This window comes from Pengzhenrongella sicca, assembly GCF_017569225.1.
GTDB classification, from domain to species: domain Bacteria; phylum Actinomycetota; class Actinomycetes; order Actinomycetales; family Cellulomonadaceae; genus Pengzhenrongella; species Pengzhenrongella sicca.
On record NZ_CP071868.1, the window covers coordinates 3,935,632 to 3,958,720 of the forward strand.

20 protein-coding genes are annotated in these 23,089 nt (G+C 69.5%); 2 read left to right on the top strand and 18 right to left on the bottom strand.

The features are described 5' to 3' along the window. Positions 1-129: 129 nt before the first annotated feature. The 8 genes from arfA to J4E96_RS18095 form a co-directional block, all read right to left on the bottom strand. Positions 130-1,635: an arabinosylfuranosidase ArfA gene (gene arfA / locus J4E96_RS18060; RefSeq protein ID WP_227423414.1), complete on the bottom strand. Its 1,506-nt coding sequence runs from the start codon at positions 1,633-1,635 to the stop codon at positions 130-132. A 66-nt stretch (positions 1,636-1,701) separates the two neighbouring features. Then, positions 1,702-2,589 (bottom strand): carbohydrate ABC transporter permease, encoded by an 888-nt coding sequence (locus tag J4E96_RS18065; RefSeq protein WP_227423415.1) that lies wholly within the window; start codon positions 2,587-2,589, stop codon positions 1,702-1,704. Further along, positions 2,589-3,542, bottom strand: a complete 954-nt coding sequence (locus J4E96_RS18070) for a carbohydrate ABC transporter permease (protein ID WP_227423416.1) — start codon at positions 3,540-3,542, stop codon at positions 2,589-2,591. The genes J4E96_RS18065 and J4E96_RS18070 overlap by 1 nt, the downstream gene beginning before the upstream one ends. Positions 3,543-3,668: 126 nt before the next feature. Then, positions 3,669-5,054 carry an ABC transporter substrate-binding protein gene (locus tag J4E96_RS18075; RefSeq protein ID WP_227423417.1) on the bottom strand — a complete coding sequence of 462 codons (1,386 nt, stop codon included), beginning with the start codon at positions 5,052-5,054 and terminating at the stop codon, positions 3,669-3,671. 143 nt (positions 5,055-5,197) lie between these two features. Further along, a complete protein-coding gene (locus J4E96_RS18080; protein ID WP_227423418.1) occupies positions 5,198-6,211 on the bottom strand; it encodes a LacI family DNA-binding transcriptional regulator in 1,014 nt (337 codons plus the stop codon). A 156-nt stretch (positions 6,212-6,367) separates the two neighbouring features. Continuing rightward, entirely contained in the window at positions 6,368-6,466 is a 99-nt protein-coding gene (locus J4E96_RS18085; RefSeq protein ID WP_003792170.1) for a 30S ribosomal protein bS22, read from the bottom strand. A gap of 141 nt (positions 6,467-6,607) precedes the next feature. Beyond that, complete coding sequence (locus J4E96_RS18090) at positions 6,608-6,814, bottom strand: helix-turn-helix domain-containing protein (RefSeq protein WP_227423419.1); 207 nt, start codon at positions 6,812-6,814, stop codon at positions 6,608-6,610. A 111-nt stretch (positions 6,815-6,925) separates the two neighbouring features. Further along, positions 6,926-8,107, bottom strand: a complete 1,182-nt coding sequence (locus J4E96_RS18095; RefSeq protein WP_227423420.1) for an acetoin utilization protein AcuC — start codon at positions 8,105-8,107, stop codon at positions 6,926-6,928. A gap of 222 nt (positions 8,108-8,329) precedes the next feature. Between J4E96_RS18095 and J4E96_RS18100 the strand changes: the two genes are divergently transcribed. Next, positions 8,330-9,706 carry a TrkH family potassium uptake protein gene (locus tag J4E96_RS18100; protein WP_227423421.1) on the top strand — a complete coding sequence of 459 codons (1,377 nt, stop codon included), beginning with the start codon at positions 8,330-8,332 and terminating at the stop codon, positions 9,704-9,706. Further along, positions 9,699-10,388, top strand: a complete 690-nt coding sequence (locus J4E96_RS18105) for a potassium channel family protein (RefSeq protein ID WP_227423422.1) — start codon at positions 9,699-9,701, stop codon at positions 10,386-10,388. The genes J4E96_RS18100 and J4E96_RS18105 overlap by 8 nt, the downstream gene beginning before the upstream one ends. A gap of 51 nt (positions 10,389-10,439) precedes the next feature. On the opposite strand, the gene yjfF is transcribed toward J4E96_RS18105, so the two are convergent. The 10 genes from yjfF to J4E96_RS18155 form a co-directional block, all read right to left on the bottom strand. Beyond that, positions 10,440-11,504 carry a galactofuranose ABC transporter, permease protein YjfF gene (gene yjfF / locus J4E96_RS18110; RefSeq protein ID WP_227423423.1) on the bottom strand — a complete coding sequence of 355 codons (1,065 nt, stop codon included), beginning with the start codon at positions 11,502-11,504 and terminating at the stop codon, positions 10,440-10,442. Next, a complete protein-coding gene (locus J4E96_RS18115) occupies positions 11,504-12,529 on the bottom strand; it encodes an ABC transporter permease (protein WP_227423424.1) in 1,026 nt (341 codons plus the stop codon). Before J4E96_RS18115 ends, yjfF begins: the two co-directional genes overlap by 1 nt. Then, positions 12,529-14,055 carry a sugar ABC transporter ATP-binding protein gene (locus J4E96_RS18120; RefSeq protein WP_227423425.1) on the bottom strand — a complete coding sequence of 509 codons (1,527 nt, stop codon included), beginning with the start codon at positions 14,053-14,055 and terminating at the stop codon, positions 12,529-12,531. Before J4E96_RS18120 ends, J4E96_RS18115 begins: the two co-directional genes overlap by 1 nt. Before the next feature lie 141 nt (positions 14,056-14,196). Beyond that, complete coding sequence (locus tag J4E96_RS18125) at positions 14,197-15,189, bottom strand: ABC transporter substrate-binding protein (RefSeq protein WP_227423426.1); 993 nt, start codon at positions 15,187-15,189, stop codon at positions 14,197-14,199. A 264-nt stretch (positions 15,190-15,453) separates the two neighbouring features. Further along, on the bottom strand, positions 15,454-16,632 hold the full coding sequence (mmsB, locus tag J4E96_RS18130) for a multiple monosaccharide ABC transporter permease (protein WP_227423427.1): 1,179 nt from the start codon (positions 16,630-16,632) through the stop codon (positions 15,454-15,456). Positions 16,633-16,637: 5 nt separating this feature from the next. Beyond that, on the bottom strand, positions 16,638-18,170 hold the full coding sequence (gene mmsA / locus J4E96_RS18135) for a multiple monosaccharide ABC transporter ATP-binding protein (RefSeq protein WP_227423428.1): 1,533 nt from the start codon (positions 18,168-18,170) through the stop codon (positions 16,638-16,640). A 137-nt stretch (positions 18,171-18,307) separates the two neighbouring features. Next, a complete protein-coding gene (gene chvE, locus J4E96_RS18140; RefSeq protein WP_227423429.1) occupies positions 18,308-19,462 on the bottom strand; it encodes a multiple monosaccharide ABC transporter substrate-binding protein in 1,155 nt (384 codons plus the stop codon). A 107-nt stretch (positions 19,463-19,569) separates the two neighbouring features. Further along, positions 19,570-20,373, bottom strand: a complete 804-nt coding sequence (locus J4E96_RS18145; protein ID WP_227423430.1) for a DeoR/GlpR family DNA-binding transcription regulator — start codon at positions 20,371-20,373, stop codon at positions 19,570-19,572. Positions 20,374-20,596: 223 nt separating this feature from the next. Beyond that, a complete protein-coding gene (gene araA, locus J4E96_RS18150; protein ID WP_227423431.1) occupies positions 20,597-22,105 on the bottom strand; it encodes an L-arabinose isomerase in 1,509 nt (502 codons plus the stop codon). Beyond that, complete coding sequence (locus J4E96_RS18155; RefSeq protein WP_227425828.1) at positions 22,102-22,809, bottom strand: L-ribulose-5-phosphate 4-epimerase; 708 nt, start codon at positions 22,807-22,809, stop codon at positions 22,102-22,104. The genes araA and J4E96_RS18155 overlap by 4 nt, the downstream gene beginning before the upstream one ends. Positions 22,810-23,089: the final 280 nt, after the last annotated feature.

Below are 23,089 nucleotides of genomic sequence, written 5' to 3' on the forward strand. Positions count from 1 at the left end.
GCGAGTTCGCCAGCTCCTGCCGAGTTCGTCCATCGAAACGCACGGACTCAGCACAAACGGACGAACTCGCCACTTGGCCCGGCCAGCGCACCGCGCAACCGGCGGCCCGGCCTCACGCGCGGCCCGGCCTCACGACGCGAGCCGGACCATCGTCCACGAGACGGGCGGCAGCTCGACGCGCAGCAGGTCGCCCTCGCGCGTGACGGCGGTGTTCTCGCGCGGCGCGACCGAGCGGTCGTCGTCGGCCGTCGCGCGCGCGTACGGGTCCGGGTTGGCGAGCGTGACGCACTCGACGAGCTCGACCGCACCGAGGGCGCGCAGGTCGATGTCGAGCACGAGCGGCTCGCTGACCGAGCGGTTCACGGCGAACACCGCGACGGCGCCGGTGCCGGCGTCGCGCGTCGCGATCGCGTCCACGAGCGGCGTGTCGCCGAACTTCGCCGTCGGCGCCGCGGGCGAGCTGAGCTCGACGCGCAGGACGTCTCCCACCGCGTACCGCGAGGTCAGGGCGAAGGGGTGGAACGTCGTCTGCCGCCAGATGCGCCCCCCGGGCTCCGTCATGATCGGCGCGATGACGTTCACGAGCTGCGCGAGGCTCGCCGAGCGGACCCGATCGGAGTGCCGCAGCAACGAGATGAGCAGGTTCCCCACGACGACGGCGTCGGCCACGCTGTAGTGGTCCTCGAGGAGCACGGGCGCGACGGGCCAGTCGTCGGTCGGCGGCTTCGACGGGGCCGCGTTCAGGTACCAGACGTTCCACTCGTCGAACGAGATGTGCAGGCGCTTGGTCAGCTTCTGGGCGGCGCGCACGGCGTCGGCCGTCGCGACGACGTCCTCGATGAAGCGGTCCATGTTGATCGCCGAGCCGAGGAAGCTCGCGAGGTCGCCGTCTTCTTCGAAGTAGTACGCGTGCGCCGAGATGAAGTCGACCTGCTCGTACGCCTCGGTCAGCACGGTCGCCTCCCAGGCCCCGAAGGTCGGCATCGCCGAGCTGGAGCTGCCGCACGCGACGAGCTCGAGGTCAGGGTCGATCATCCGCATCGCCCGCGCGGTCTCGGCCGCGAGCCGCCCGTACTCCTGAGCCGTCTTGTGGCCGATCTGCCACGGGCCGTCCATCTCGTTGCCCAGGCACCACATGCGGATGTTGTGCGGCTGCTCGGTGCCGTTCGCGCGCCGCAGGTCGGAGAAGTGGCTCCCGGCCGCGACGTTGCAGTACTCCAGCAGGTCGAGCGCCTCCTGCACCCCGCGCGTACCGAGGTTGACGGCCATCATCGGCTCGACGCCCGCCGCGGCGCACCAGCGCATGAACTCGTCGAGCCCGACGGTGTTCGGCTCGGTGCTGTGCCACGCGAGGTCGAGGCGCGCGGGCCGGGCGCCGACCGGCCCCACCCCGTCCTCCCAGCGGTACCCGGACACGAAGTTCCCGCCCGGGTACCGCACGGTCGAGACGCCCAGCTCGCGCGTGAGGCCGACGACGTCGCCCCGGAAGCCGTCCGCGTCCGCGGTCGGGTGGGCCGGGTCGTGCAGCCCCGTGTAGACGCAGCGCCCGAGGTGCTCGACGAACGACCCGAAGGTGCGCCGTCGAACCGGCGAGATGGTGAACGCCGGGTCGAGGGTGAGAGAAGCCGTGAGCATGCGGGTGTCCTCCTAGGACAGGTGCGGGTGGAGGCGGAGGCGGGTCGAGACGGGTGGAGGCGGGGCCTACTTGAGACTTCCGAGCGTGAGCCCGCCCTGCCAGTACTTCTGCAGCGAGAGGAACGAGATGACGAGCGGCAGGATCGAGATGAGCGCACCGGTCACCACGAGGTTCCAGAGCTGCGAGCCGGCGGCCCCCGAGGTGGACTGCGCCTGCCACTGCCCTAGGCCCACGGTGACGGGCAACAGCTTGGTGTCCGAGAGCACGGCGAGCGGCAGGAAGTAGTTGTTCCACGTCGCGACGGTCGACAGCAGCAGCACCGTGACGATCGCGGGGCGCAGCAGCGGCAGCGCGATGCTGACGAACGACCTGAGGTCCCCCGCGCCGTCGACCCGCGCGGCGTCGAGCAACTCGTCCGGAACGGCATCCTGCGCGTAGACGCGCATGAGGTAGACCCCGAACGGGCTCAGCAGCGACGGCAGGATCACGGCCCAGATCGTGTTGGTCAGCCCAAGCTGGCTCAGGAGCACGAACGTCGGGATGACCAGCGCCGTCACCGGCACCATGACCGAGCCCAAGAGCACCGAGAAGTAGAGGTTCCGGCCGCGGAACCGGTACTTGGCGAAGCCGTACCCGGCCAGTACCGACAGGATCGTGGCCCCGATGCCACCGACGAACGCGTACAGGAAGGAGTTGCCGAGCCAGCGCCAGTAGATCCCGCCGTTCTGGGTGAACAGCTGCTTGATGTTGTCCACGAGGCTGAACTGGTCGTCGAACCATAGGGGACCGCCGGAGCCGGTGAACAGCCCGTTGATGTCCTTGGTGCTCGCCACCACGAGCCACCACAGCGGCAGCGCGAAGTACAGGATCAGCAGCACCAGGAACGTGTGCGAGCCGAGGTGGCGGCGCGCGGACGGGCCGCGCGCCGGGCGGGTGGGCGACGTCGTCGTCATCAGCTGAGTCCGTTCCGCTTGCGCGAGAGGAAGAGGAACACGTACGACCCGATGAACACGACGACGCCCAGCGCGAACGAGATCGCGGAGGCGTAGTTGAACTGGGAGTACGAGAACGCGAGGGTGTACGCGTAGAGGTTGGGGGTGAACGACGCGTCGATGGACCCGGACGCCACCGAGCGCAGCACCTGCGGCTCGGTGAAGAACTGCAGCGTCCCGATCAGCGCGAACACCAGGATGAGCACGAGGGCCGACGAGATCATCGGGACCTTGATGCGCAGCGCGATCTGCCACCCGTTCGCGCCGTCCATGCGGGCCGCCTCGTAGATCGAGGAGTCGATGCCGCGCAGCGCCGCGTAGATGATGATCATGTAGTAGCCGGCCCACTGCCACACGACCACGTTGAGCAGGCCGTAGAAGACGTTGTCCGGGCTGAGCAGGAAGGGCGCGTCCGCGCCGAACAGCCCGAACAGCTGGCCGAGCGGCCCGAACCGCGGGCTGTACAGGAACCCCCACATCATCGCGCCGATGACGACCGGGATCGCGTACGGCACGAAGATCATCAGCCGGGAGAACTTCGAGAACCGGGTCGACAGGTTGTCGAGCACGAGCGCCGCGGCGAGCGACACGAGCATCTGCAGCGGGATGAGCACGAGCGAGAACCGGAGCACGAAGCCGACGCCGTGCAGGAAGTCCGGGTCGGTGAACGCCCGCGAGTAGTTCGCGAACCCGCTGAAGCTCTCCCCCTGGGCAAGCGTCTTGGTGTGCAGGCTCATCCAGAACGCGTACGCGAGCGGGACGATCAGGAACGTGACGAACACGAGCGTGAACGGCGTGACGAACATCCAGCCGTAGCGCTGACGCGCCCGGTCGACGCCACCGGTGAGGGCGGCCGGCCGGCGGCCGGCTCGAGAGACGGCGCCCGCGGGTGCCGTCGGGGCTACCTGGGTCATGTGTACTCCTGGGGCGGGCAGACAGGGTGGACGAGGGCAGGGGTGACCGCGAGGTCACGGCGGGCGGCCCCGGCCGGACGCGCGGGGCGGACGGTGGTCGACCGCCCCGCGCGGACCGGTCGCGAGCTAGTCGACCGTGAAGCCCTCGCTCGTGGCGTACTCCACCACCTGGTCCTGCAGGTCATCGGCCGCCTGGTCGGGCGACTTCTCCCCCTGGACCGCGGCGAACTGCTCCTCGGTGAGCTGGTCGTAGGCGAAGTTCTGGAACGGCGAGAACGTGAAGCCCTCGTAGCCCGCGGCCGCGGCCAGGAAGACGTCCTCGTTGATCTTCTGACCGCCGAAGAACGGGTACTCGAGCCCCTTGAAGTAGTCGGACTCAGCGATCGGGAGCCAGAGCGGGTAGAGCGCGCCCTGCTCGATCCCGATCTTCCAGGCCTCCTCGGTGCCGAAGATCTCCTTGGCCACCACGGCCGCAGCCTCGGGGTTCTTGGCCTGGCTGGTCACGGCGAAGGCCGAGCCACCCCAGTTGACCTGAACCGGGTCGGCCGCGTCCCACTGGGGCAGCGGCGCGGCGCGCCAGACGGCGGACTCGTCGGCGCCGGCCAGGCCAGACAGGTACCCCGGGCCCCACGCCGCGGCGAGGTACACCGCGTAGCTGCCGTCGACGAGCTTGGTGTTGTAGTCGGTCGTGAAGGCGTCGTCCGTGCCCACCAGGCCCTTGTCGATCAGGTCGAACCAGTAGTTGAGGACCTTCTTCGTCCCGTCGTCGTTGAGCTCGATCGTCACGTCGGTCGGGCTGTCGCCGAAGACGTAGGGCACAGAGCCCGCCTGGGCGAACAGCGCCTGGTTGAAGGCCCGCCCGTTGGTCGGGAAGTCGGTCATGAGCGCGGTGCTGCCGGAGTCGCGCAGCTTCTGGGCGTCGATCGCGAACTGCTCCCACGTCGCCGGCGGCTCCATGATGCCCGCGGCCTCGAACATGTCCTGGCGGTACAGCATCCCCATCGGGCCGCCGTCGACCGGGATCGCGTACACGCTGTCCCCGCTCGAGTGGTCCGCCCAGACGCCCGGGGCATAGTTCGCCTCGACGTCGGCCGCGCCGTACGGCGACAGGTCGGCGAGCGCGTCGCGGATGATGAAGCTCGGCAGCACCTCGGTCTCGAGCATGATGACGTCGGGCGCGCCGCTCTTCGCCTCGATCGTCGTGCTGAACTTCGTGTACTCGTCGTTGCCCTGGCCCGCGTTGGACCAGCAGATCTGGATGTCGTCGTGCGAGTTGTTGAACAGGTCGACGACGGGCTCGAACGCCGGGTACCACGCCCAGACCGTCACCTGCTCGGCGTCGGGCTTGACGACGGTGTTGGTGCAACCGGCGGCGGCCTCGCCACCGGACTCCGTGGAGTCCGCCGCAGGGTCGCCGCCACCGGAGCACGCCGCGAGAGTGAGGGCGCCGAGCCCGATCCAGGCCGCCACGGCGGGCCGCACGGCCCGCGAACCACGAGTTCTGAGGTGCATGTCTCGAATCCTCCTTGATCCGTCGCGACGAGCGTAGCCGCGTGTACATCGTTGTAGTACAACGATGTAGGAAGCGACGCGAACGGTCAAGACCGCAAGGTCACGGATTGGTCACGATGAGGCGTAGGTCACGCTGACGCGGGTCACGCCTGCCGGGTGGACTCGCGTTCGACCAGGGTGAAGGCGGAGACGACCTCGACGAACGGCCGCACCGGTGACGGGTCCGCGATGCGCGCGACCAGCAGCTCCACCGCGGTCCGCGCGATCTCGCGCCGCCCGGGCGCGACGCTCGACAGGGACGGCGTCGAGTACCGCGCGTCGTCGACGTCGTCGAAGCCGATCACCGCGACGTCCTGCGGAACCCGGACACCCCGCGCGGACAGCGCGCGCAGCGCGCCGAGGGCCAGGGCGTCGTTGAGGGCAAACACCGCGTCGATCGCGGTCCCGGACGCGAGCAGGTCCTCCACGACGCGGGCGCCCGTCGCCCGGTGCCAGGGGTCGCCGGGAACCACCAACGCCGGGTCGAGCGGCAGCCCCGCCTCGGCGAGCGCCCGCTCGTAGCCCGCCGTGCGCAGCGCGGCCGAGCCGACGGTCTCGCCGGGATGGGCTCCGACCACCGCGATTCGCCGCCGGCCGAGCCCGATGAGATAGGTCGTCGCGGCGTAGGCCGCCTCGGCGTTCGCCATGGTCACGTGATCCGTCGGGCCGCGGAAGATCCGCTCGCCCAGCAGGACGAGCGGGTAGCCGACGGTGAACTCGGCGCGGTCCTCCTCGCCGAGGGCGAGCGGGCTGAAGATCAGCCCGTCGGTCATCCGCCGGCGGTTGCCGTGCAGCACCTCGAGCTCGCGGTCCCGCTGCGCGCCGGTCTGCTCGATCAGCACCGTGACCCCGCACTCCTCGCCGGCCTGGATCACGAGGTCGGCGAGCTCGGCGAAGTAGGGCTGGCTGAGCTCGGGTACCGCGAGCCCGATCATGCCGGTGCGGCCCTGGCGAAGGTTGCGCGCGGACACGTTGACCTGGTAGCCGAGCTCGGCGATCGCGGCCTCGACCCGGGACTTCGTCGCGGGGCGGAGGTAGGCGTAGCCGTTGACGACGTTCGACACCGTCTTGACCGACACGCCCGCAAGCCGAGCGACGTCGTGCATCGTCGCGGACACCTGCGACCGTCCTTCCGGGCTCCGCGTCGGGCCGGGTGCCCGCAACGTCTCCTCGCCAAACTTACATCGTTGTACGGGCGCGATGACAGACCCCGGGCGCCCGACGCTCGCACCCCGGACGCACACGGGCCCGGCATCTCTGCCGGGCCCGGAAGGTTACTTCTTGTTGCGACGCTGGTGGCGTGTCTTGCGAAGCAGCTTGCGATGCTTCTTCTTCGCCATGCGCTTACGGCGCTTCTTGATGACGGAGCCCATATGTCCTCACAATGATCGACTGGTGCTGGTCGGAACGACACGCGGCGCGGTCGCCTTGTCCAGGCACGGGAAAATCCTCTTCCACTGTACCGGGTGCGGCAGTCCGCCCGCGACGGCGCCGACCGGGGCCGGTCGCGGCGCTCACGACGTGAGTCGGTCGCCCTCGATGTAGGCGGTGGACAGGTAGTGCTCGAGGGCGTCCTGCGGCACGCGGAACGACCGGCCCACGCGGACGGCGGGCATCTCGCCGGAGTGCACGAGGCGGTAGACAGTCATCCGTGAGACCCGCATGACCTCGGCGACCTCAGCGACGGTCAGGAACCGGGCTCGCGGCTCTTCGCTCGACATCCCACCGCTTCCTCGACCTTGCCGGGCACCAACAACGTGCACCCCGCGGACAGCGGGCGTGTTGGCCTCACCTTAGGGCCTCGCGGGTCCCACGTGGTAGGCGTCCGCGTGTCAGTCGTGCTGCGGGTCGAGCCCGAGGTGCGGGAACACGGCCTCGCGCGCGCCCCGGATCGCCCGGTCGACGTCGTCGGCGGGGTCGTAGCCGTCGCGCCAGTGGCCGAAGGCGAGGCTCGCGCCGTCGGTCATCAGCTCGGGCGGGGTGCGCCCCCAGCGCTCGGCGACGTCGGCGCTCCAGCTCGCAGGCAGCGGCGTCTCCGGGTCGAGCGGGATGTGGCCGGCGATGGCGATCAGGTGGCTCCAGGCGCGGGGCACCACCTCGACGACGGCGTACCCGCCGCCGCCGAGCGCGAGCCACCGCCCGCCCGCGACCTCGTGCGCGAGGCCGTGCAGCAGCTCGGCGACGCGCCGCTGGGCATCCACGCTGACCTTGAGGTTCGCGAGCGGGTCGAGGGCGTGGGCGTCGCAGCCGTGCTGGCTGACGATCATGTCGGGGGCGAAGCCCCGCACCACCGCGGGCACGACGGCGTCGATCGCCCGCAGCCAGCCCGCGTCGCCCGTCCCGGCGGGCAGCGCGACGTTGACCGCGGTTCCCTCCGCGCCGAGGCCCCCAATGTCCAGCCCGTGGCCCGTGCCGGGGAACAGCGTGCGCCCGCTCTCGTGCACCGACACGGTCAGCACCCGCGGGTCGTCCCAGAAGATGTGCTCGACGCCGTCGCCGTGGTGGGCGTCGACGTCGACGTACGCGACCCGCTCGGCGCCGTCCGCGAGCAGCCGCCGGATCGCGACCGCGGCGTCGTTGTAGACGCAGAAGCCCGACGCCGCGCCGGGCATCGCGTGGTGCATCCCGCCGGTGATGTTCACCGCGTGCACCGCCTCGCCCGACCAGACCGCGACGGCGCCGGCGAGGCTGCCCGCCACGATGCGGGCGGCCGCCTCGTGCATGCCCGGGAACACGGGGTCGTCCTCCGTCCCGAGGCCGAACGCCGGCTCGACGTCTTCCCCGGCGGAGGCCGCCATCACCGCGGCGACGTACGCGGCGTCGTGCACGGTCCGCAGCTCGGCGACGCTCGCGGGCTCGACGCCCACGACGCGCACGCCCGGGGCGGTCAGGAGCCCGAGGGACCGCGCGAGATCCATCGTGAGCTCGAGGCGCAGCGGCGACATCGGGTGGCCGGCCCCGAAGTCGTAGTCCAGCAGCGCGGGTGTCCAGATGATGCGCACCGATTCCGCCATGGCGCACACCGTAGCCCGCACCCGATCGGGCCCGGGCCCGATCGCTCGGGTCCGTGCGGGTCGTCGGGGTCCGTGCGGGTCGTCGGGGTCCGTGCGGGTCGTCGGGGTCCGTGCGAGCTCGTGGGGGTCCATGCGGGCTCGGCGCGCGTGGCGCTGCGCGGCCCAGGCGACCGGGACGTGTCACAGTGGGTCGCGCACGTCGTCGGCCGGCCGGGAGGTTCCATGGAGCAGCGGATCGCCCTGACCCGCTGGTCACCCCGCGAGCTCGTCGACCGCCTGGCCCGGCAGTCCCCGGCCCGCCTCGCCCTCGGCGTCTTCGCGGGCGTGATCGCGATCTTCACGGCGCTGCTGTCGCTGCCGATCGCGACCGCGACGGGAACGCGCGCGCCGTTCGTCGACGCCCTGTTCACCGCGACGTCGGCCGTGTGCGTGACCGGCCTCGTGACGCAGCCGACCGGGACCTACTGGTCCACGTGGGGCCAGGTCGCGATCCTGGTGGCGATCAAGATCGGCGGCCTCGGCGTGATGACGCTCGCGTCGCTGCTCGGGCTCGCCGTCTCGCGGCGGATCGGGCTGACGCAGCGCCTGCTGGTCTCCTCCGAGACCAAGATGACCCGGCTGGGCGAGGTCGGCTCGCTGATCCGGATCGTCATCCTCACCTCGACGCTGTTCGAGGTCGCGATCGCCGTGATCCTCATCCCGCGCTTCCACCTGCTCGGCGAGAGCTGGTCGACGTCGGCCTGGCACGGGATCTTCTATGCGATCTCAGCGTTCAACAACGCGGGCTTCGTCCCCACCGCGGAGGGCCTGGCCCCCTACGTCTCGGACTGGTGGATCCTGCTGCCGATCGTCATCGGCGTCTTCGTCGGCTCGCTCGGCTTCCCGGTGGTCCTCGACGTGCTCCGGCACGCGCGCCGGCCCCGGCGGTGGAACCTGCACTCGAAGCTCACCCTGACCATGAGCGCGGCCCTCGTGGTGGCGGGGACGGCGCTGGTCGCGGCGTTCGAGTGGAGCAACCCCCGCACGTTTGCGCCGCTCGACTGGCCCGCCACGATCCTCGCGTCGCTGTTCGCGGGCGTCATGCCGCGCTCGGGCGGCTTCTCGACCGTCGACGTCGCCGGGATGCACGAGGGCACCTGGCTGCTCAACGACGCCCTCATGTTCGTCGGCGGCGGCAGCGCCTCGACCGCGGGCGGCATCAAGGTCACGACGCTGGCGATCATGCTGCTCGCGATCCTCGCGGAGGCCCGGGGGGACCCGGACGTCGAGGCGTTCGGCCGGCGCATCCCGCGCGAGGCGCTCCAGGTCGCGATCGCCGTCTCGCTCGTGAGCGCGACGATCGTCCTGGTCGCGAGCCTCGCGCTGCTCGCGATCACCGGCCTCGCGCTCGACGAGATCCTGTTCGAGGTAATCTCCGCCTTCGCGACGTGCGGGCTGTCGACGGGGATCACCGCAGAACTCCCCGACGAGGGAAAGTACGTGCTCGTGTTCCTCATGTTCATCGGCCGAACCGGCACGATGACCTTCGCGGCGGCGCTCGCCCTGCGCAACCGCCGCCGGGTGATCCGGCTACCAGAAGAGAGGCCGATCATTGGCTGAGAACCTGCGGGCCGCCAAGCCCGCCAAGGCCTCGAAGAACGCCGGCGTGCTCGTCGTCGGCCTGGGGCGTTTCGGCTCGGCCCTGGCGAGCACCCTGGAGGCACTCGGCCAGGACGTGCTCGCGGTCGAGAAGTCCCCCCAGCTCATCGCCCAGTGGGCCGGCCGGCTCCCGCTCGTGGAGGCGGACGCGACGAACCCCGAGGCGCTCGAACAGCTCGGGGCGCGCGACTTCGCCGTCGCCGTGGTCGGCGTCGGGTCCTACCTCGAGGCGAGCGTGCTGATCACGGCGAACCTCGTCGACCTGGGCGCGCCGCAGATCTGGGCCAAGGCGATCTCGGCCGAGCACGCCCGCATCCTGCAGCGCATCGGCGCGCACCACGTCGTGCTGCCGGAGTCCGACGCCGGCACGCGCGTCGCGCACCTCGTCTCGGGCAAGATGCTCGACTACATCGAGGTGGAGGACGGCTTCACGATCGTCAAGATGCGGCCTCCGCGCGAGATGCAGGGCTTCACGATCGGGCAGACCAAGGTGACCGAGCGCTACGGCGTCACGATCATCGGGGTGAAGAGCCCCGGCCTTGACTTCGTGTACGCCGCGCCCGACACCCGGATCTCCGCGAACGACCTGATCATCGTCTCGGGGCACGCCGAGCTGCTCGAGCGGTTCGCCGCCCGGCCCTGACGGCAGGACGGAAGACGCCGGCGCGCGCGCACGATCAGCGCTGGCGCATGATCAGCGCCGCCGGACGATCAGGACTCGTTGCAGCACCACGAACGCGAGTAGCAGGCCGCCGATCACGATCCGGGTCCACCACGAGCTCAGGGTGCCCTCGAACGTGATGATCGTCTGGATCAGGCCGAGCACGAGGACCCCGAGCACCGAGCCGAGCACGAAGCCGCTGCCGCCGGTCAGGAGCGTGCCGCCGATCACGACGGCCGCAATCGCGTCGAGCTCCATGCCGACGCCCGTGAGGGAGTACCCGGACCGCGAGTACACCGCGAACAGGAACCCGCCGATGCCGGCGCACGTCCCGCTGATGATGTAGACACCCACCTTGGTGCGCGCGACCGGCAGGCCCATCAGGACGGCGGAGCTCTCGCCGCCGCCGATCGCGTAGACGGTGCGCCCGAACTGGGTGTGGTGCAGCACGTAGAACGCGATCGCGACGACGACCAGGGCGATGATGACGCTCGGCGTGATGACCCAGGACTCGCCGATGGGGTAGCGCGTGCTCGAGAGCCACACGATGGTCGGGTCCGAGATCGGGATGGACGACAGGCTGATGACGTAGGAGAGCCCGCGCGCCAGGAACATCGCCGCGAGCGTCGCGATGAACGGTTGGATCTCGAACACGTGCACCATCACGCCGACGACGAGCCCGAGCAGCGACCCGACCGCGATCACGAGCGGGATCACCACGTACGCGGGCCAGCCGCTCTGAAACAGCGACGCCGCCATGATCCCCGAGAGCGCGACGACGGCGCCGACCGACAGGTCGATGCCGCCCGTGAGGATCACGAACGTCATCCCGACGGCGAGCACGATGAGGAACGAGTTGCCGATGAAGACGTTGGACACGACCCGGCCCGAGAGGAAGTTCTCGTACCGGCTGCCCCCGATCGCGAGGATCAGGGCGATCACGACCAGCGTCCCGAACACCGGCGTGTAGCGCGGGTCGAGCCGCGACCGCCGCGGCCTGCTGGCCCCGGGCCCGTCGCCGCCGCGTCCGCCGGAGAGCCGGCCGACGAGCGAGTGCACGGTGCGCCGCGGCTTCGCGGTGACCTCGTCCGTGACCATCAGGCCGCCACCTCCGCCGTCGCGCGCGCGGCCGGTGGGCGGCGCACTGTGAGCTTGGCGCGCACGATTGGCGCCTGGAGCAGGCACACCGCGATGACCACGAGCGCCTTGAACAGGGGGGTGATCGAGGGCGAGATGCCGAGGATCGTCACCGTGAGGCTCAGGGTCTGGATGATGAAGACCCCGATGAGCGTCCCGCCGAGCGAGAACTTCCCGCCGGCGAGGGACGTGCCCCCGATGACCACCGCGAGGATCGCGTCCAGCTCGATGAACAGGCCCACGTTGTTCGCGTCGGCGGCCATCACGTTCGAGCTCATCATCAGCCCGGCGATGCCCGCGAACAGCCCGGTCAGGGCATAGACCGTCCAGACGATGCTCCGCGAACGCACCCCGGCGAGCCGGCTGGCGCCCGGGTTGATCCCGACCGACTCGATGAGCATGCCGAGCGCGGTGCGCCGGGTCAGCACGGCGACGAGCGCGAACAGTGTGCCCGCGATCAGGATCGAGACGGGCAGCCCCAACCAGAACCCGGAGCCGATGGTCTTGTACGGCGGGCTGTTGATCGTGGTGATCTCGCCGCCCGTGATGAGCATCGCGATCCCGCGGCCCGCGGTCATGAGCACGAGGGTCGCGATGATCGGCTGGATGCCCACGACCGAGACGAGGAACCCGTTCCAGGTGCCGAGCACGAGCGACAGGGCCAGCGCGATGGCGATGGCGATGAGGACGGTCGAGACCGCGCCCGGCTGGGATGACGACGCGATGAAGCTCAGGGCGACCGCCCCGGAGATCGCGACGACGGCGCCCACCGAGAGGTCGATCCCCCGCGTCGCGATGACGAGCGTCATGCCCAGCGCGACGAGGATCAGGGGCGAGCTGTTGCGCAGGATGTCGATGAGCGCGCCGAACAGGTGCCCGTCCTGGACCCGGATGGTGAGGAAGGTCGGCGTGCTCAGGGTGTTCGCGACGATGAGGGCGAGCAGGGCGACCACGGGCCAGAACAACCGGTGCCTCACGATGGCCATCAGGACTGCCCTCCGCTGGCGATGAGCTCGACGACGTCACGGACGGTGACGTCGTCGCCGTTGGTGACCTCGGCGACCTTCGTCCGGTCCCGGAGCACCGCGATTCGGTGGCTCAGGCGGAGCACCTCCTCGAGCTCGGCCGAGATGAACACGACCGCCATCCCGTCGGCCGCGAGCTGCGCGACCAGCCGCTGGATCTCCGCCTTGGCGCCGACGTCGATGCCGCGGGTCGGCTCGTCGAGGATGAGCAGCCGCGGCGCCGTCGCGAGCCACCGCGCGAGGAGGACCTTCTGCTGGTTCCCCCCCGAGAGGTTGCGCAGGAGCGCCTCGGGGTTGGCCGGCCGGATACCGAGCGCCGCGATGTACTTCGTCACGAGCTCGTCCTGCTGGCGCTTCGGGAGCCGGCGGGCCCAGCCGCGGGCGGCCTGGACGCCGAGCACGATGTTCTCGCGGACGGTCAGGTCGGCGACGATGCCCTCGGCCTTGCGGTCCTCGGACGAGAACGCGATCTTCTGCCCGACCGCGGCCCGCGGTGTCCGCAGCCGGGTGGGCGAGCCGTCGATCGTGAGCAGGCCGGCGTCGGCGTGATCGGCACCGAAGAGCAGGCGGGCGAGCTCGGTGCGGCCGGAGCCAAGCAGCCCCGCGAGACCCACGACCTCGCCCGCGTAGACGTCGAGGTCGAAGGGCTCGATCGAACCGCGCCGCCCGAGACCGATGGCCTGCAGGTACGGCCGGGTGTCCGCGTGCTCGGAGATCTGGCGCTTGGGGGCTTCCTCGAGCTTCTCGAGGTCCTCGAGCGAGGCGCCGATCATCGCGGAGACGAGCTCGAGGCGCCGGATCTCGCTGGTCCGGTGCTCGCCGACGAGCTTTCCGTTCCGCAGGATCGTCATCCGGTCGGAGATCTCGAACACCTGCTCGAGGAAGTGGGAGACGAACAGGATCGCGACGCCGTCGTCGCGCAGGGACCGGATGACCCCGAAGAGCTGCTGGACCTCGCCGGCGTCCAGGCTCGACGTCGGCTCGTCGAGGACGAGCACCTTCGCGTCGACGACCATCGCCCGGCAGATCGCCACGAGCTGCTGGATCGCGATCGAGTGCGACGACAGCAGCGACCTGGGGTCGATGTCGAGCCCGAGGCGGGCGAGGTACCCCGCCGCCTCGCGCCGCAGCGACCGCCACGCGATGCCGCCCGCCCAGCGCGGCTCCCGCCCGAGCATGATGTTCTCGGCGACGGACAGGTTGTCGCAGAGGTTGACCTCTTGGTAGACCGTGCTGATCCCCGCGGCCTGGGCCTGGGCCGGCCCGCTGAACTCCCGCGGCTCGCCCCCGACCCGGATCGTGCCGGAGTCGATGCGGTAGACGCCCGTCAGGGCCTTGATCAGGGTGGACTTCCCGGCGCCGTTCTCGCCCATCAGGGCGTGCACCTCACCCGGATACAGGCTGAAGTCGACCTCGGAGAGCGCCTTGACGCCCGGGAACTCGATCGAGATGCCCGACATCTCGACCACGGGGCTTGAGCCTGTCATCGGTGACCTTCCTCGCGGGACGTGCGGGGCGTGCCGCTGCTCGCCGTGCACCCCGCGGCGGAGCGGGTGTGCACGGCGAGCATCAGGCGGTACGCGTCAAGCGTCGAGCAGCGTGCGGCGAGCAGCTCAGGATCGAGCGGCTCAGTACTCGCGGTCGGGGAGCGCGACGGTCGCCGCTGCCTGGTCGAACGCCTCGTCCTTGACGACGATCCGCTTCTCGACCGGCTCGCCGGCGACGACGGCCTTGATGATGTCGGCGAGGTCCGGACCGAGCAGCGGGTTGCACTCGACGATGTAGTTGATCTTGCCGTCGACGAGCGCCTGCATCCCGTCCTTGACGGCGTCGATCGTCACGATCTTGATGTCGACCCCGGGGACCATCCCGGCGGCCTCGATGGCTTCGATGGCGCCGAGCCCCATGTCGTCGTTGTGGGCGTACACGACATCGATGTCGCTGTGCGCCTGGAGGAAGCCCTCCATGACCTGCTTGCCCTCGGTCCGCGTGAAGTTGCCGGTCTGGGAGGCGATGATCTCGACGTTGGGGTTGTCCGCCGTCGCGGTCTCGAACCCGGTCTTGCGGTCGATCGCCGGCGCCGAGCCGGTCGTGCCCTGCAGCTCGACGACCTTGATCGGCTCGGTCGCCAGGTTCTCAGACACCCACTCGCCCATCATCTCGCCCTCGAGCACGAAGTCCGAGCCGATGAAGGACTCGTACAGCGTCTCGTCGGTCGAGTCCACCGCCCGGTCGGTCAGCACCACGGGGATGCCCGCATCCCTGGCTTCCTCCAGGACGCCGTCCCAGCCGGACTGGACCACGGGCGAGAACGCGATCACGTCGACGCCCTGGGCGATGTAGGAGCGGATCGCCTGGATCTGGTTCTCCTGCTTCTGCTGCGCGTCGGAGAACTTGAGCTCGAAGCCGTTCTCCGCCGTCAGCGTGTCCTGGATCGACTTGGTGTTCGCGGCGCGCCACCCGCTCTCGGAGCCAACCTGCGAGAAGCCGACCACGATCGTGTCGGTCTCCGCTCCCCCGCCTGGCGCCGCGGTTCCGTCGTCGTCGTCGGTCGACCCGCCGCTGCATGCGGCGAGCGTGAGCACCGCTACCGTCGCGGCCGCGGCCGCTAGTCGTCTCATCACTGAGTCCTCCTCGTCGCATGTCCTCGCGGCAGAGCCGACTCGCAGCTAACGCGAAGTCGCATCCGTCGCGGGGTGGGTCTCCATTGGCCCACTCGCACAAGTTAGCGTTCACATCCCAGGTGCGGCTTTTGTTCCGGGTCACATCTTCATAACGCCTGGCGCCCAACGACGGCCGGGGGCTGACATCCGGACTGCGGATGTCAGCCCCCGGCCTGCCCTGATTCGCTCAGGGCCGGTGGTGCCGTGCGGTGCGAGTCGTGCTCAGCGGGCGCCCGCGCGCTTCTTGTTGTAGACGTCGAAGGCGACGGCGAGCAGCAGGACGAGGCCCTTGACGACCTGCTGGACGGACTGGTCGATACCGAGGATCTGCATGCCGTTGCTCATGGTCGCCATGATCAGGCCACCGACCATCGCGCCGACTACGGTGCCGACGCCGCCGGTGACGGCCGCGCCACCGATGAAGCAGGCCGCGATCGCGTCGAGCTCGAACATGTTCCCGGCCGCCGGCTGCGCGCCGTTGGAGCGCGAGGAGTACACGATGCCCGCGATCGAGGACAAGAAGCCGATGTTCACAAAGATGAAGAAGTTGACCCACTTGACCTTGACGCCCGACAGCTGCGCGGCGCTGAGATTCCCGCCGATCGCGTACACGTGGCGACCGAAGACGGACCGCTTCGTGACGACGCCGTACACGCTGATGAGCACGGCGAGGATGATCAGCACGATCGGCAGCCCACGGCTGCTGGCGAGTTGGTAGGCGAAAGCCATCACGACGGCGGCGATAGCGACGATCTTGGTGATGAACAGCGGGAGCGCCTCGACGTCCTGCTGGTACGCGATGCGCGCCTGCCTGCTGCGGAAAGCGCTGACGGCGTACCCGGCGACGGCGACCCCGAACACGACGAGCGTGAAGTTGTCCACCCCGAATCCGCCGAACCATCCGTTGACGAAGCCGCTCGCGACCTTCTGGTACTCGGCCGGGAACGGCGACAGCGAGATGTTGCCGAGCACGAGGAGCGTTAGCCCGCGGAACAGGAGCATGCCCGCCAGGGTGACGATGAACGCGGGGATCCCGACGAACGCGACCCAGAAGCCCTGCCAGCAGCCGACGAAGAGCCCGACGACGACGGCGGCGATCATGCCCGTCCACCACGGGTTGCCCTGGGTGATAACGACCGTGGCGGACACCGCGCCCGTCAGGGCCACCACCGAACCGACCGAGAGGTCGATGTGACCGGCGATGATCACGATCACCATCCCGATCGCCAGGATGAGGATGTAGGAATACTGCAGGACGATGTTCGAGATGTTGCCGGGGCTCAGCAGCACCCCGTCGGTGAGGATCGCGAAGAGGGCAATGATCGCCACGAATGCGATGTAGATCCCGCTCTGCCTCAGGTTGCGGGTGAAAAGATCCCGCAGGCTCGCTATTCCAGTCATTGCGCCTAGTCCTTTACCTTGGTCATGAGTTCCATCAACCGCTCCTGCGTCGCATCCGCGACGTCGACCACCCCGGTGATGCGACCGAACGCGAGGGTGTAGATCCGGTCGCAGATGCCCAACAGCTCGGGCAGCTCCGACGAGATCACGATGACGGACTTACCGGCCGCCACGAGGCGGTTGATGATCGTGTAGATCTCGTACTTCGCACCGACGTCGATGCCACGCGTCGGCTCGTCCAGGATCAGCACGTCGGCGTCGGTGTAGATCCACTTGGACAGCACGACCTTCTGCTGGTTGCCACCCGAGAGCTTCCCCACCACCGAGGACACCGTCGGCGCCTTGATGTTGAGGCTGAGCCGGTACTCCTCGGCGACCTTGAGCTCCTCGTTGCCGTTGACCCAGCCGCGCCGCGACAGCTTCCCGAGCGATGCCGCGGAGACGTTCCGCTTGATGTCCTCGATGAGGTTCAGCCCGTACCGCTTGCGGTCCTCCGTGGCGTAGGCGAGGCCATGATCGATCGCCTCGCTCACCGTCCGGACCTTGATCTCCTTGCCGCGCTTGTAGATTCGGCCGCTGATGTCCCGCCCGTAGCTGCGCCCGAACACGCTCATCGCGAGCTCGGTCCGTCCTGCCCCCATGAGCCCGGCGATCCCGATGACCTCGCCCGCATTGACGGCAAAGCTCGCGCCCTTGACGACCATCCGGTCGGCCTGCGTCGGGTGGTGCACGCTCCAGTCCTCGACGCGGAACACCTCCTCGCCGATCTCCGGCGTGCGGTCGGGGAACCGGTTCTCCAGGTCCCGCCCGACCATGCCCTTGATGATCCGGTTCTGCGTGACCGCATCGGCTTTCATGTTGAGCGTCTCGATGGTCTTGCCGTCACGGATGATCGTGGTCGAGTCCGCGATCGCCTCGATCTCGTTCAGCTTGTGCGAGATCATGATCGAGGTGATGCCCTGACCCTGCAGGTGCCGCAGCAGGTCGAGCAGGTGCGCCGAGTCGGTGTCGTTGAGCGCCGCGGTCGGCTCGTCGAGGATGAGCAGCTTGACACGCTTCGACAGCGCCTTCGCGATCTCGATGAGCTGCTGCTTGCCCACCCCGAGCTGGCTCACGATCGTGGTGGGGTTCTCGGCCAGACCGACCCGCGCGAGCAGCTTGGCTGCCTCCGCGTTCGTCGCGTTCCAGTCGATCAGCCCGCTCTTGGACCGCTGCTCGTTGCCGAGGAAGATGTTCTCGGCAACGGACAGGAACGGTACGAGCGCGAGCTCCTGGTGGATGATGACGATGCCGAGGTGTTCGCTGTCGTTGATCGAGTGGAACTTGGCGACCTCGCCCTCGAACACGATCTCGCCGTCGTAGGTGCCGTGCGGGTACACCCCGGAGAGCACCTTCATCAGCGTCGACTTGCCCGCTCCGTTCTCCCCGCAGATGGCGTGAATCTCTCCCCGGGCGACGTCTAGCGAGACGTCCTGCAGCGCCTTGACGCCGGGAAACGTCTTTGTGATGGAGCGCATCTCCAAGATGTTGTTGCTCATGCGGCCAACCCTCCTCGTCGTACTGGGCCACGAATGCTCTGGCGCCGGGACGACCCGGCGGGAGTGACCTCCCGCCGGGTCGAACGGCTACGTGCCTGTTACTGCGTCGTGCGTACTGCCATGTGGTTGCTACCTGGTCAGGAAGCCTGGCCGCTCGCAACCTCTTCGGCGGTCCAGTACCCGGAGTCGACCAGCAACGACGTGATGTTGTCGGCGTAGACGATGTCCGAGTCGAGCAGGAACGACGGGACGACCTTGACCCCGTTGTCGTAGCTCTCGGTGTCGTTCGCCTCGGCCTCTTCGCCCGCGAGGAACGACTCTGCCGCGACGATGGCCTGCTCGGCGAGCTTGCGCGTGTCCTTGAAGATCGTCGAGAACTGCACGCCATCGGCGATCAGCTTGACCGACGCGATCTCGGCGTCCTGGCCAGTGACGATCGGCATCGCGTCGGGCGCGTACCCACCGGTGCCCTGGAGCGACGTGATGATCCCGCGCGAGATGCCGTCATACGGCGAGAGCACACCAGCGAGCACCGAGCCGTCGTTGTACGAGGACGTCAGCAGGGTGTCCATGCGGGTCTGCGCGGTCTCCTGCAGCCAGCGCAGCGTCGCGACCTGCTCGATCTCGACCTGACCGGACTTGACGACGATCGTGCCCTCGTCGAGGTAGGGCTGGAGCGTGTCCATCGCGCCCTGGAAGAAGAAGTGCGCGTTGTTGTCGTCGAGCGAACCGGCGAACAGCTCGACGTTGACCGGGGCGGTCGGTGCCGCGGCGCCCGGCGTCGTGCCGTCCGCCTCGAGGAAGCCGAGCCCGACGAGCAGCGACGTCGCCTGCTGGACACCGACGTTGTAGTTGTCGAACGTCACGTAGAAGTCGACGTTCTCGCTGTCGCGGATGAGCCGGTCGTACGCGATGACGGGGATGTTCGCGTCAGCGGCGGCCTGGAGCTGGCTGCTCAGGGCCGTGCCGTCGATCGACGCGATGATCAGGAGATCGACACCCTTGGTGATCATGGAGTCGATCTGCTGGGACTGCGTCGGGACGTCGTCGCCCGCGAACTGCACGTCGACCTCGTAGCCGGCGTCCGTGAGGCCCTTCTCGACGGCTGCGCCATCGGCGATCCACCGCTCGGACGTCTGGGTCGGCATGGCAACACCGATGAGGCCACCCTCGGCCGCAGCGCCGTCCGAAGCGTCGTCGCTCGTGTCACCCGCGCCGCCGCCGCCGCAGGCAGCCAGGGCGAAGGTGAGGGTCATGCCAGCTGCGAGTGCAGCAAACTTCTTCGTGCGCATTCTTCCTCCTTGAGATGCGTCTTCCTGTCCGATCCGGTCGGTAGACCAGCCCGGGATACCCTGCCCGGCCGCGCTCGGCCGGACAGGAAGTGTGTGGTTGTGCCGTGCTACTCCACCTGGATGACGTCCGCGCCGGCGCGCCGCAGCTCGGCCACCGCACCCGCCATCGCGGAGCTCCCGGTGATCACGGTCTGCACGTCGGCGAGGTCCGCCACGCGGATCAGGTGGGCCTGGCCGATCTTCGTGCCGGCGGCGACCACGACGGTGCGGACCGCCGACGCGATCATCCGGCGCTTGACCTCGGCCTCCGGCAGGTTGATGTTCGTCACCCCGTGCGCGACGTCGATGCCGTTGCAGCCGATGAACGCCAGGTCGACGTGCATCCGCTCGAGCAGCTGCGAGGCCATCGGATCGACGAGCGAGTGCTGCAGGCGGCGCAGCGTCCCACCGGTGACGAGGACGGTCACCCCCGGCATAGCCGGCTCGAGCTCGAGGGCGATGTTGAGCCCGTTCGTGATGACCGACACCTGCTGCAGGTCCGTGCGGGCGGCGAGCGCCCGCGCGATCGCCGTCGTCGTGGTGCCGACGTCGATGATCACGCTCATCCCCGGCGAGACCAGGGCCGCGGCCCGCTCGCCGATCCGCTGCTTCTCGACCGCCGAGGCCGTCATCGACTCCTCGAACGACGGCTCGGCGCGGACGACCTGCGTGCGGGCCATCGCGCCGCCCCGAACCCGGCGCACGGACTGCGAGTGATCGAGGGCGTCGAGGTCGCCGCGAACCGTGACGTCCGAGATGCCGAACTCCTCGGACAGGTCCGCGACCCGCATGAACTCGCGCTCCGTAATCATCTGCAGCATCCGCTCGCGGCGGACCGTTGCGGGGAGCGACACCGCCTCTTCGTTGAGCACCCCCCTACTTTCGACACCTTTCGTTTGCACGTCAAGCCACGATCCGTCACTTTTGATTGCGAAAGCATAACGACTACCTGCGAACCCGTAGGACCCAGGCCAAAAGGTACTCTGACCTGCGGCGACGCCACGTCGACGAACTACCCGGCGGACAAATCCCGCCGGGTACTTCGTAAGCATTCGGGTGACTGCGTGACCTGTGGCGGCGCCAACCGGGCCCGGGTCAGAAGCCCTGCGCGAGCCGGTAGTACGCCTGGTTCCACCGGATCTCCCGGGCGAACTCGCGCGACGTCGTCGCCGCGTCGATCACCAGGAGCTCGTTGCGCGAGATGTCGGCGAAGTCAGCGAAGACGTCGACCCCGACCTGGGTGCTGAGCACCGTGTGGTGCGCGGCACCAGCAGTCAACCAGGCCTCGGCTGACGTGGCCAGGTCCGGTGCGGGCTTCCACACGGCGCGCGCGACCGGCAGCTTCGGCAGGGCCTCCAGCGGCGGCACGACCTCCACGACGTTCGCAACGAGCCGGAACCGTTCGCGCATGTCCGACATCGCGACGACGACGCCCGGGCCGGCGTCCGTGTCGAAGACCAGGCGGACCGGGTCCTCCCGGCCGCCGATGCCGAGCGGGTGGACCTCGAGGCTCGGGCGCGACGTCGTGAGCGACGGGCAGACCTCGAGCATGTGGGCGCCCAGGATCAGCTCCTCGCCGGGGACGAGGTTGTAGGTGTAGTCCTCCATCAGCGACGCACCGCCGGGCAGGCCGGCGCCCATGACCTTGGCCGCGCGCACGAGGATCGCGGTCTTCCAGTCCCCCTCCGCGCCGAAGCCGAAGCCGTCGGCCATCAGTCGCTGCACGGCAAGGCCCGGCAGCTGGCGCAGCCCGCCGAGGTCCTCGAAGTTCGTGGTGAACGCGGTCGCGCCGAGCCCGGTGAGGAACGTGCGCAGGCCGAGCTCGATCCGCGCGCCGTAGCGCAGCGAGTCGTGCCGGTCGCCGCCAGCGCGCAGCTCGGGCGCGACGTCGTAGAGATCCTCGTACTCGTCTGTGAGCGCGCTGACGTCGGCGTCGCTCGCGGCATCGACGGCCTCGACGAGGTCGTTCACGCCCCAGGTGTTGACGGAGACGCCGAACCGCAGCTCGGCCTCGGTCTTGTCGCCCTCGGTGACCGCGACGTTGCGCATGTTGTCGCCGAACCGGGCGAGCGTGAGCTCGTGCGTCGCGGACCAGCCGGCGGCGGCGCGAACCCACGTGCCGATCTTCGCGGCGACGGCCGGGTTGGACACGTGCCCGACGACCGTCTTGCGCGCGACGCCGAGGCGGGTCTGGATGTACCCGAACTCGCGGTCGCCGTGCGCCGCCTGGTTGAGGTTCATGAAGTCCATGTCGATGCTGGACCACGGCAGCTCGACGTTCGCCTGGGTGTGCAGGTGCAGCAGCGGCGTGCGCAGCGTGTCGAGCCCGGCGATCCACATCTTGGCGGGCGAGAACGTGTGCATCCACGCGATCACGCCGATGCAGGCGTCGTCGGCGTTGGCCGCCAGGGCCATCCGGCGGATCGCGTCCGAGCTCTTCAGCACGGGCTTCCAGACGATCTTGACCGGGACCTGGCCGGCGTCGTCGAGTGCGCGCGCGATCGCCTGGGACTGCTCCGCGACCTGGCGCAGCGTGTCCTCGCCGTAGAGGTCCTGGCTGCCGGTGAGGAACCAGACCTCGCGGCCCGAGTATGCCTTGCTCATGAGACTCCTTCGCGGCCGGTGACCTGGCCGTAGACGTTCTGGTAGCGGTGGTAGAGCGAGTCGATGTCGGCCTGCGGGATCGGGACGGGCTCGCCGAGCTGGCGTGAGATGTGCACCGTCCGGGCGACCTCCTCGACCATCACGGCCGCCTTCACGGCGGCGCGGGCGTCGGCCCCGACGGTGAACGGCCCGTGGTTGCGCATCAGGACGGCGGGCGAGCGGCTGGTGCCGAGCGTCTCGACGATGCCGCGGCCGATCGAGTCGTCCCCGATCAGCGCGAACGGGCCGATCGGGATCGGGCCGCCGAACTCGTCGGCCATCATCGTCAGCACGCACGGCACCTCCTCGCCGCGCGCGGCCCAGGCCGTCGCGTAGGTCGAGTGCGTGTGGACGACGCCGCCGACGTGCGGCAGGTGCCGGTACACGTAGGCGTGCGCCGCCGTGTCCGACGACGGGCCGCGCGAGCCGTCGACGAGCGTGCCGTCGAGGTCGCAGACCACCATCGACTCGGGGGTCAGGTCGTCGTAGGACACCCCCGACGGCTTGATCACGAACAGGTCCGCGCCGGGCACCCGCTGCGAGACGTTGCCCGCGGTCCACACGACGAGCTCGTACCGCGGGAGCTCGGCGTGCAGTACCGCGACGGTCGCGCGCGTCGCCGCGACGTCCGCCTGGACCTGCGCGGAGAAGCCGGCCAGCCCGATCGGCGCCGACAGGGAGCCGATGCCGGCCGGCTGAGCCGCCGTCACGAGCTCGCCTCCGAGCCGTGCCGCGTCGACCGCGGTGCGGCGGTGCGACGCACGGCCCGCGGCGGGACGAGAACAGTTCCAGGGTTCGAGGCCGACGACTGCGCCATCATGATTGCTCCCGGTGAGGTGCCGCGACAGCGGCCGTGGCACGCCGGCGGGCGCCGTCGGCCACCCCAAGTGTTAGCGCTCACAACGGGTATGTCAAACTTCTCGTGCACGGTCGCGAATGACCCTG

Excerpts from the sequence above, each read along its gene's own strand:
- arfA (WP_227423414.1), bottom strand. The coding sequence starts at position 1,635 with ATGCTCACGGCTTCTCTCACCCTCGACCCGGCGTTCACCATCTCGCCG.
- J4E96_RS18065 (WP_227423415.1), bottom strand. The coding sequence starts at position 2,589 with ATGACGACGACGTCGCCCACCCGCCCGGCGCGCGGCCCGTCCGCGCGC.
- J4E96_RS18070 (WP_227423416.1), bottom strand. The coding sequence starts at position 3,542 with ATGACCCAGGTAGCCCCGACGGCACCCGCGGGCGCCGTCTCTCGAGCC.
- J4E96_RS18075 (WP_227423417.1), bottom strand. The coding sequence starts at position 5,054 with ATGCACCTCAGAACTCGTGGTTCGCGGGCCGTGCGGCCCGCCGTGGCG.
- J4E96_RS18085 (WP_003792170.1), bottom strand. The coding sequence starts at position 6,466 with ATGGGCTCCGTCATCAAGAAGCGCCGTAAGCGCATGGCGAAGAAGAAG.
- J4E96_RS18090 (WP_227423419.1), bottom strand. The coding sequence starts at position 6,814 with ATGTCGAGCGAAGAGCCGCGAGCCCGGTTCCTGACCGTCGCTGAGGTC.
- J4E96_RS18095 (WP_227423420.1), bottom strand. The coding sequence starts at position 8,107 with ATGGCGGAATCGGTGCGCATCATCTGGACACCCGCGCTGCTGGACTAC.
- J4E96_RS18100 (WP_227423421.1), top strand. The coding sequence starts at position 8,330 with ATGGAGCAGCGGATCGCCCTGACCCGCTGGTCACCCCGCGAGCTCGTC.
- yjfF (WP_227423423.1), bottom strand. The coding sequence starts at position 11,504 with ATGGTCACGGACGAGGTCACCGCGAAGCCGCGGCGCACCGTGCACTCG.
- J4E96_RS18115 (WP_227423424.1), bottom strand. The coding sequence starts at position 12,529 with ATGGCCATCGTGAGGCACCGGTTGTTCTGGCCCGTGGTCGCCCTGCTC.
- J4E96_RS18120 (WP_227423425.1), bottom strand. The coding sequence starts at position 14,055 with ATGACAGGCTCAAGCCCCGTGGTCGAGATGTCGGGCATCTCGATCGAG.
- J4E96_RS18125 (WP_227423426.1), bottom strand. The coding sequence starts at position 15,189 with ATGAGACGACTAGCGGCCGCGGCCGCGACGGTAGCGGTGCTCACGCTC.
- mmsB (WP_227423427.1), bottom strand. The coding sequence starts at position 16,632 with ATGACTGGAATAGCGAGCCTGCGGGATCTTTTCACCCGCAACCTGAGG.
- mmsA (WP_227423428.1), bottom strand. The coding sequence starts at position 18,170 with ATGAGCAACAACATCTTGGAGATGCGCTCCATCACAAAGACGTTTCCC.
- chvE (WP_227423429.1), bottom strand. The coding sequence starts at position 19,462 with ATGCGCACGAAGAAGTTTGCTGCACTCGCAGCTGGCATGACCCTCACC.
- araA (WP_227423431.1), bottom strand. The coding sequence starts at position 22,105 with ATGAGCAAGGCATACTCGGGCCGCGAGGTCTGGTTCCTCACCGGCAGC.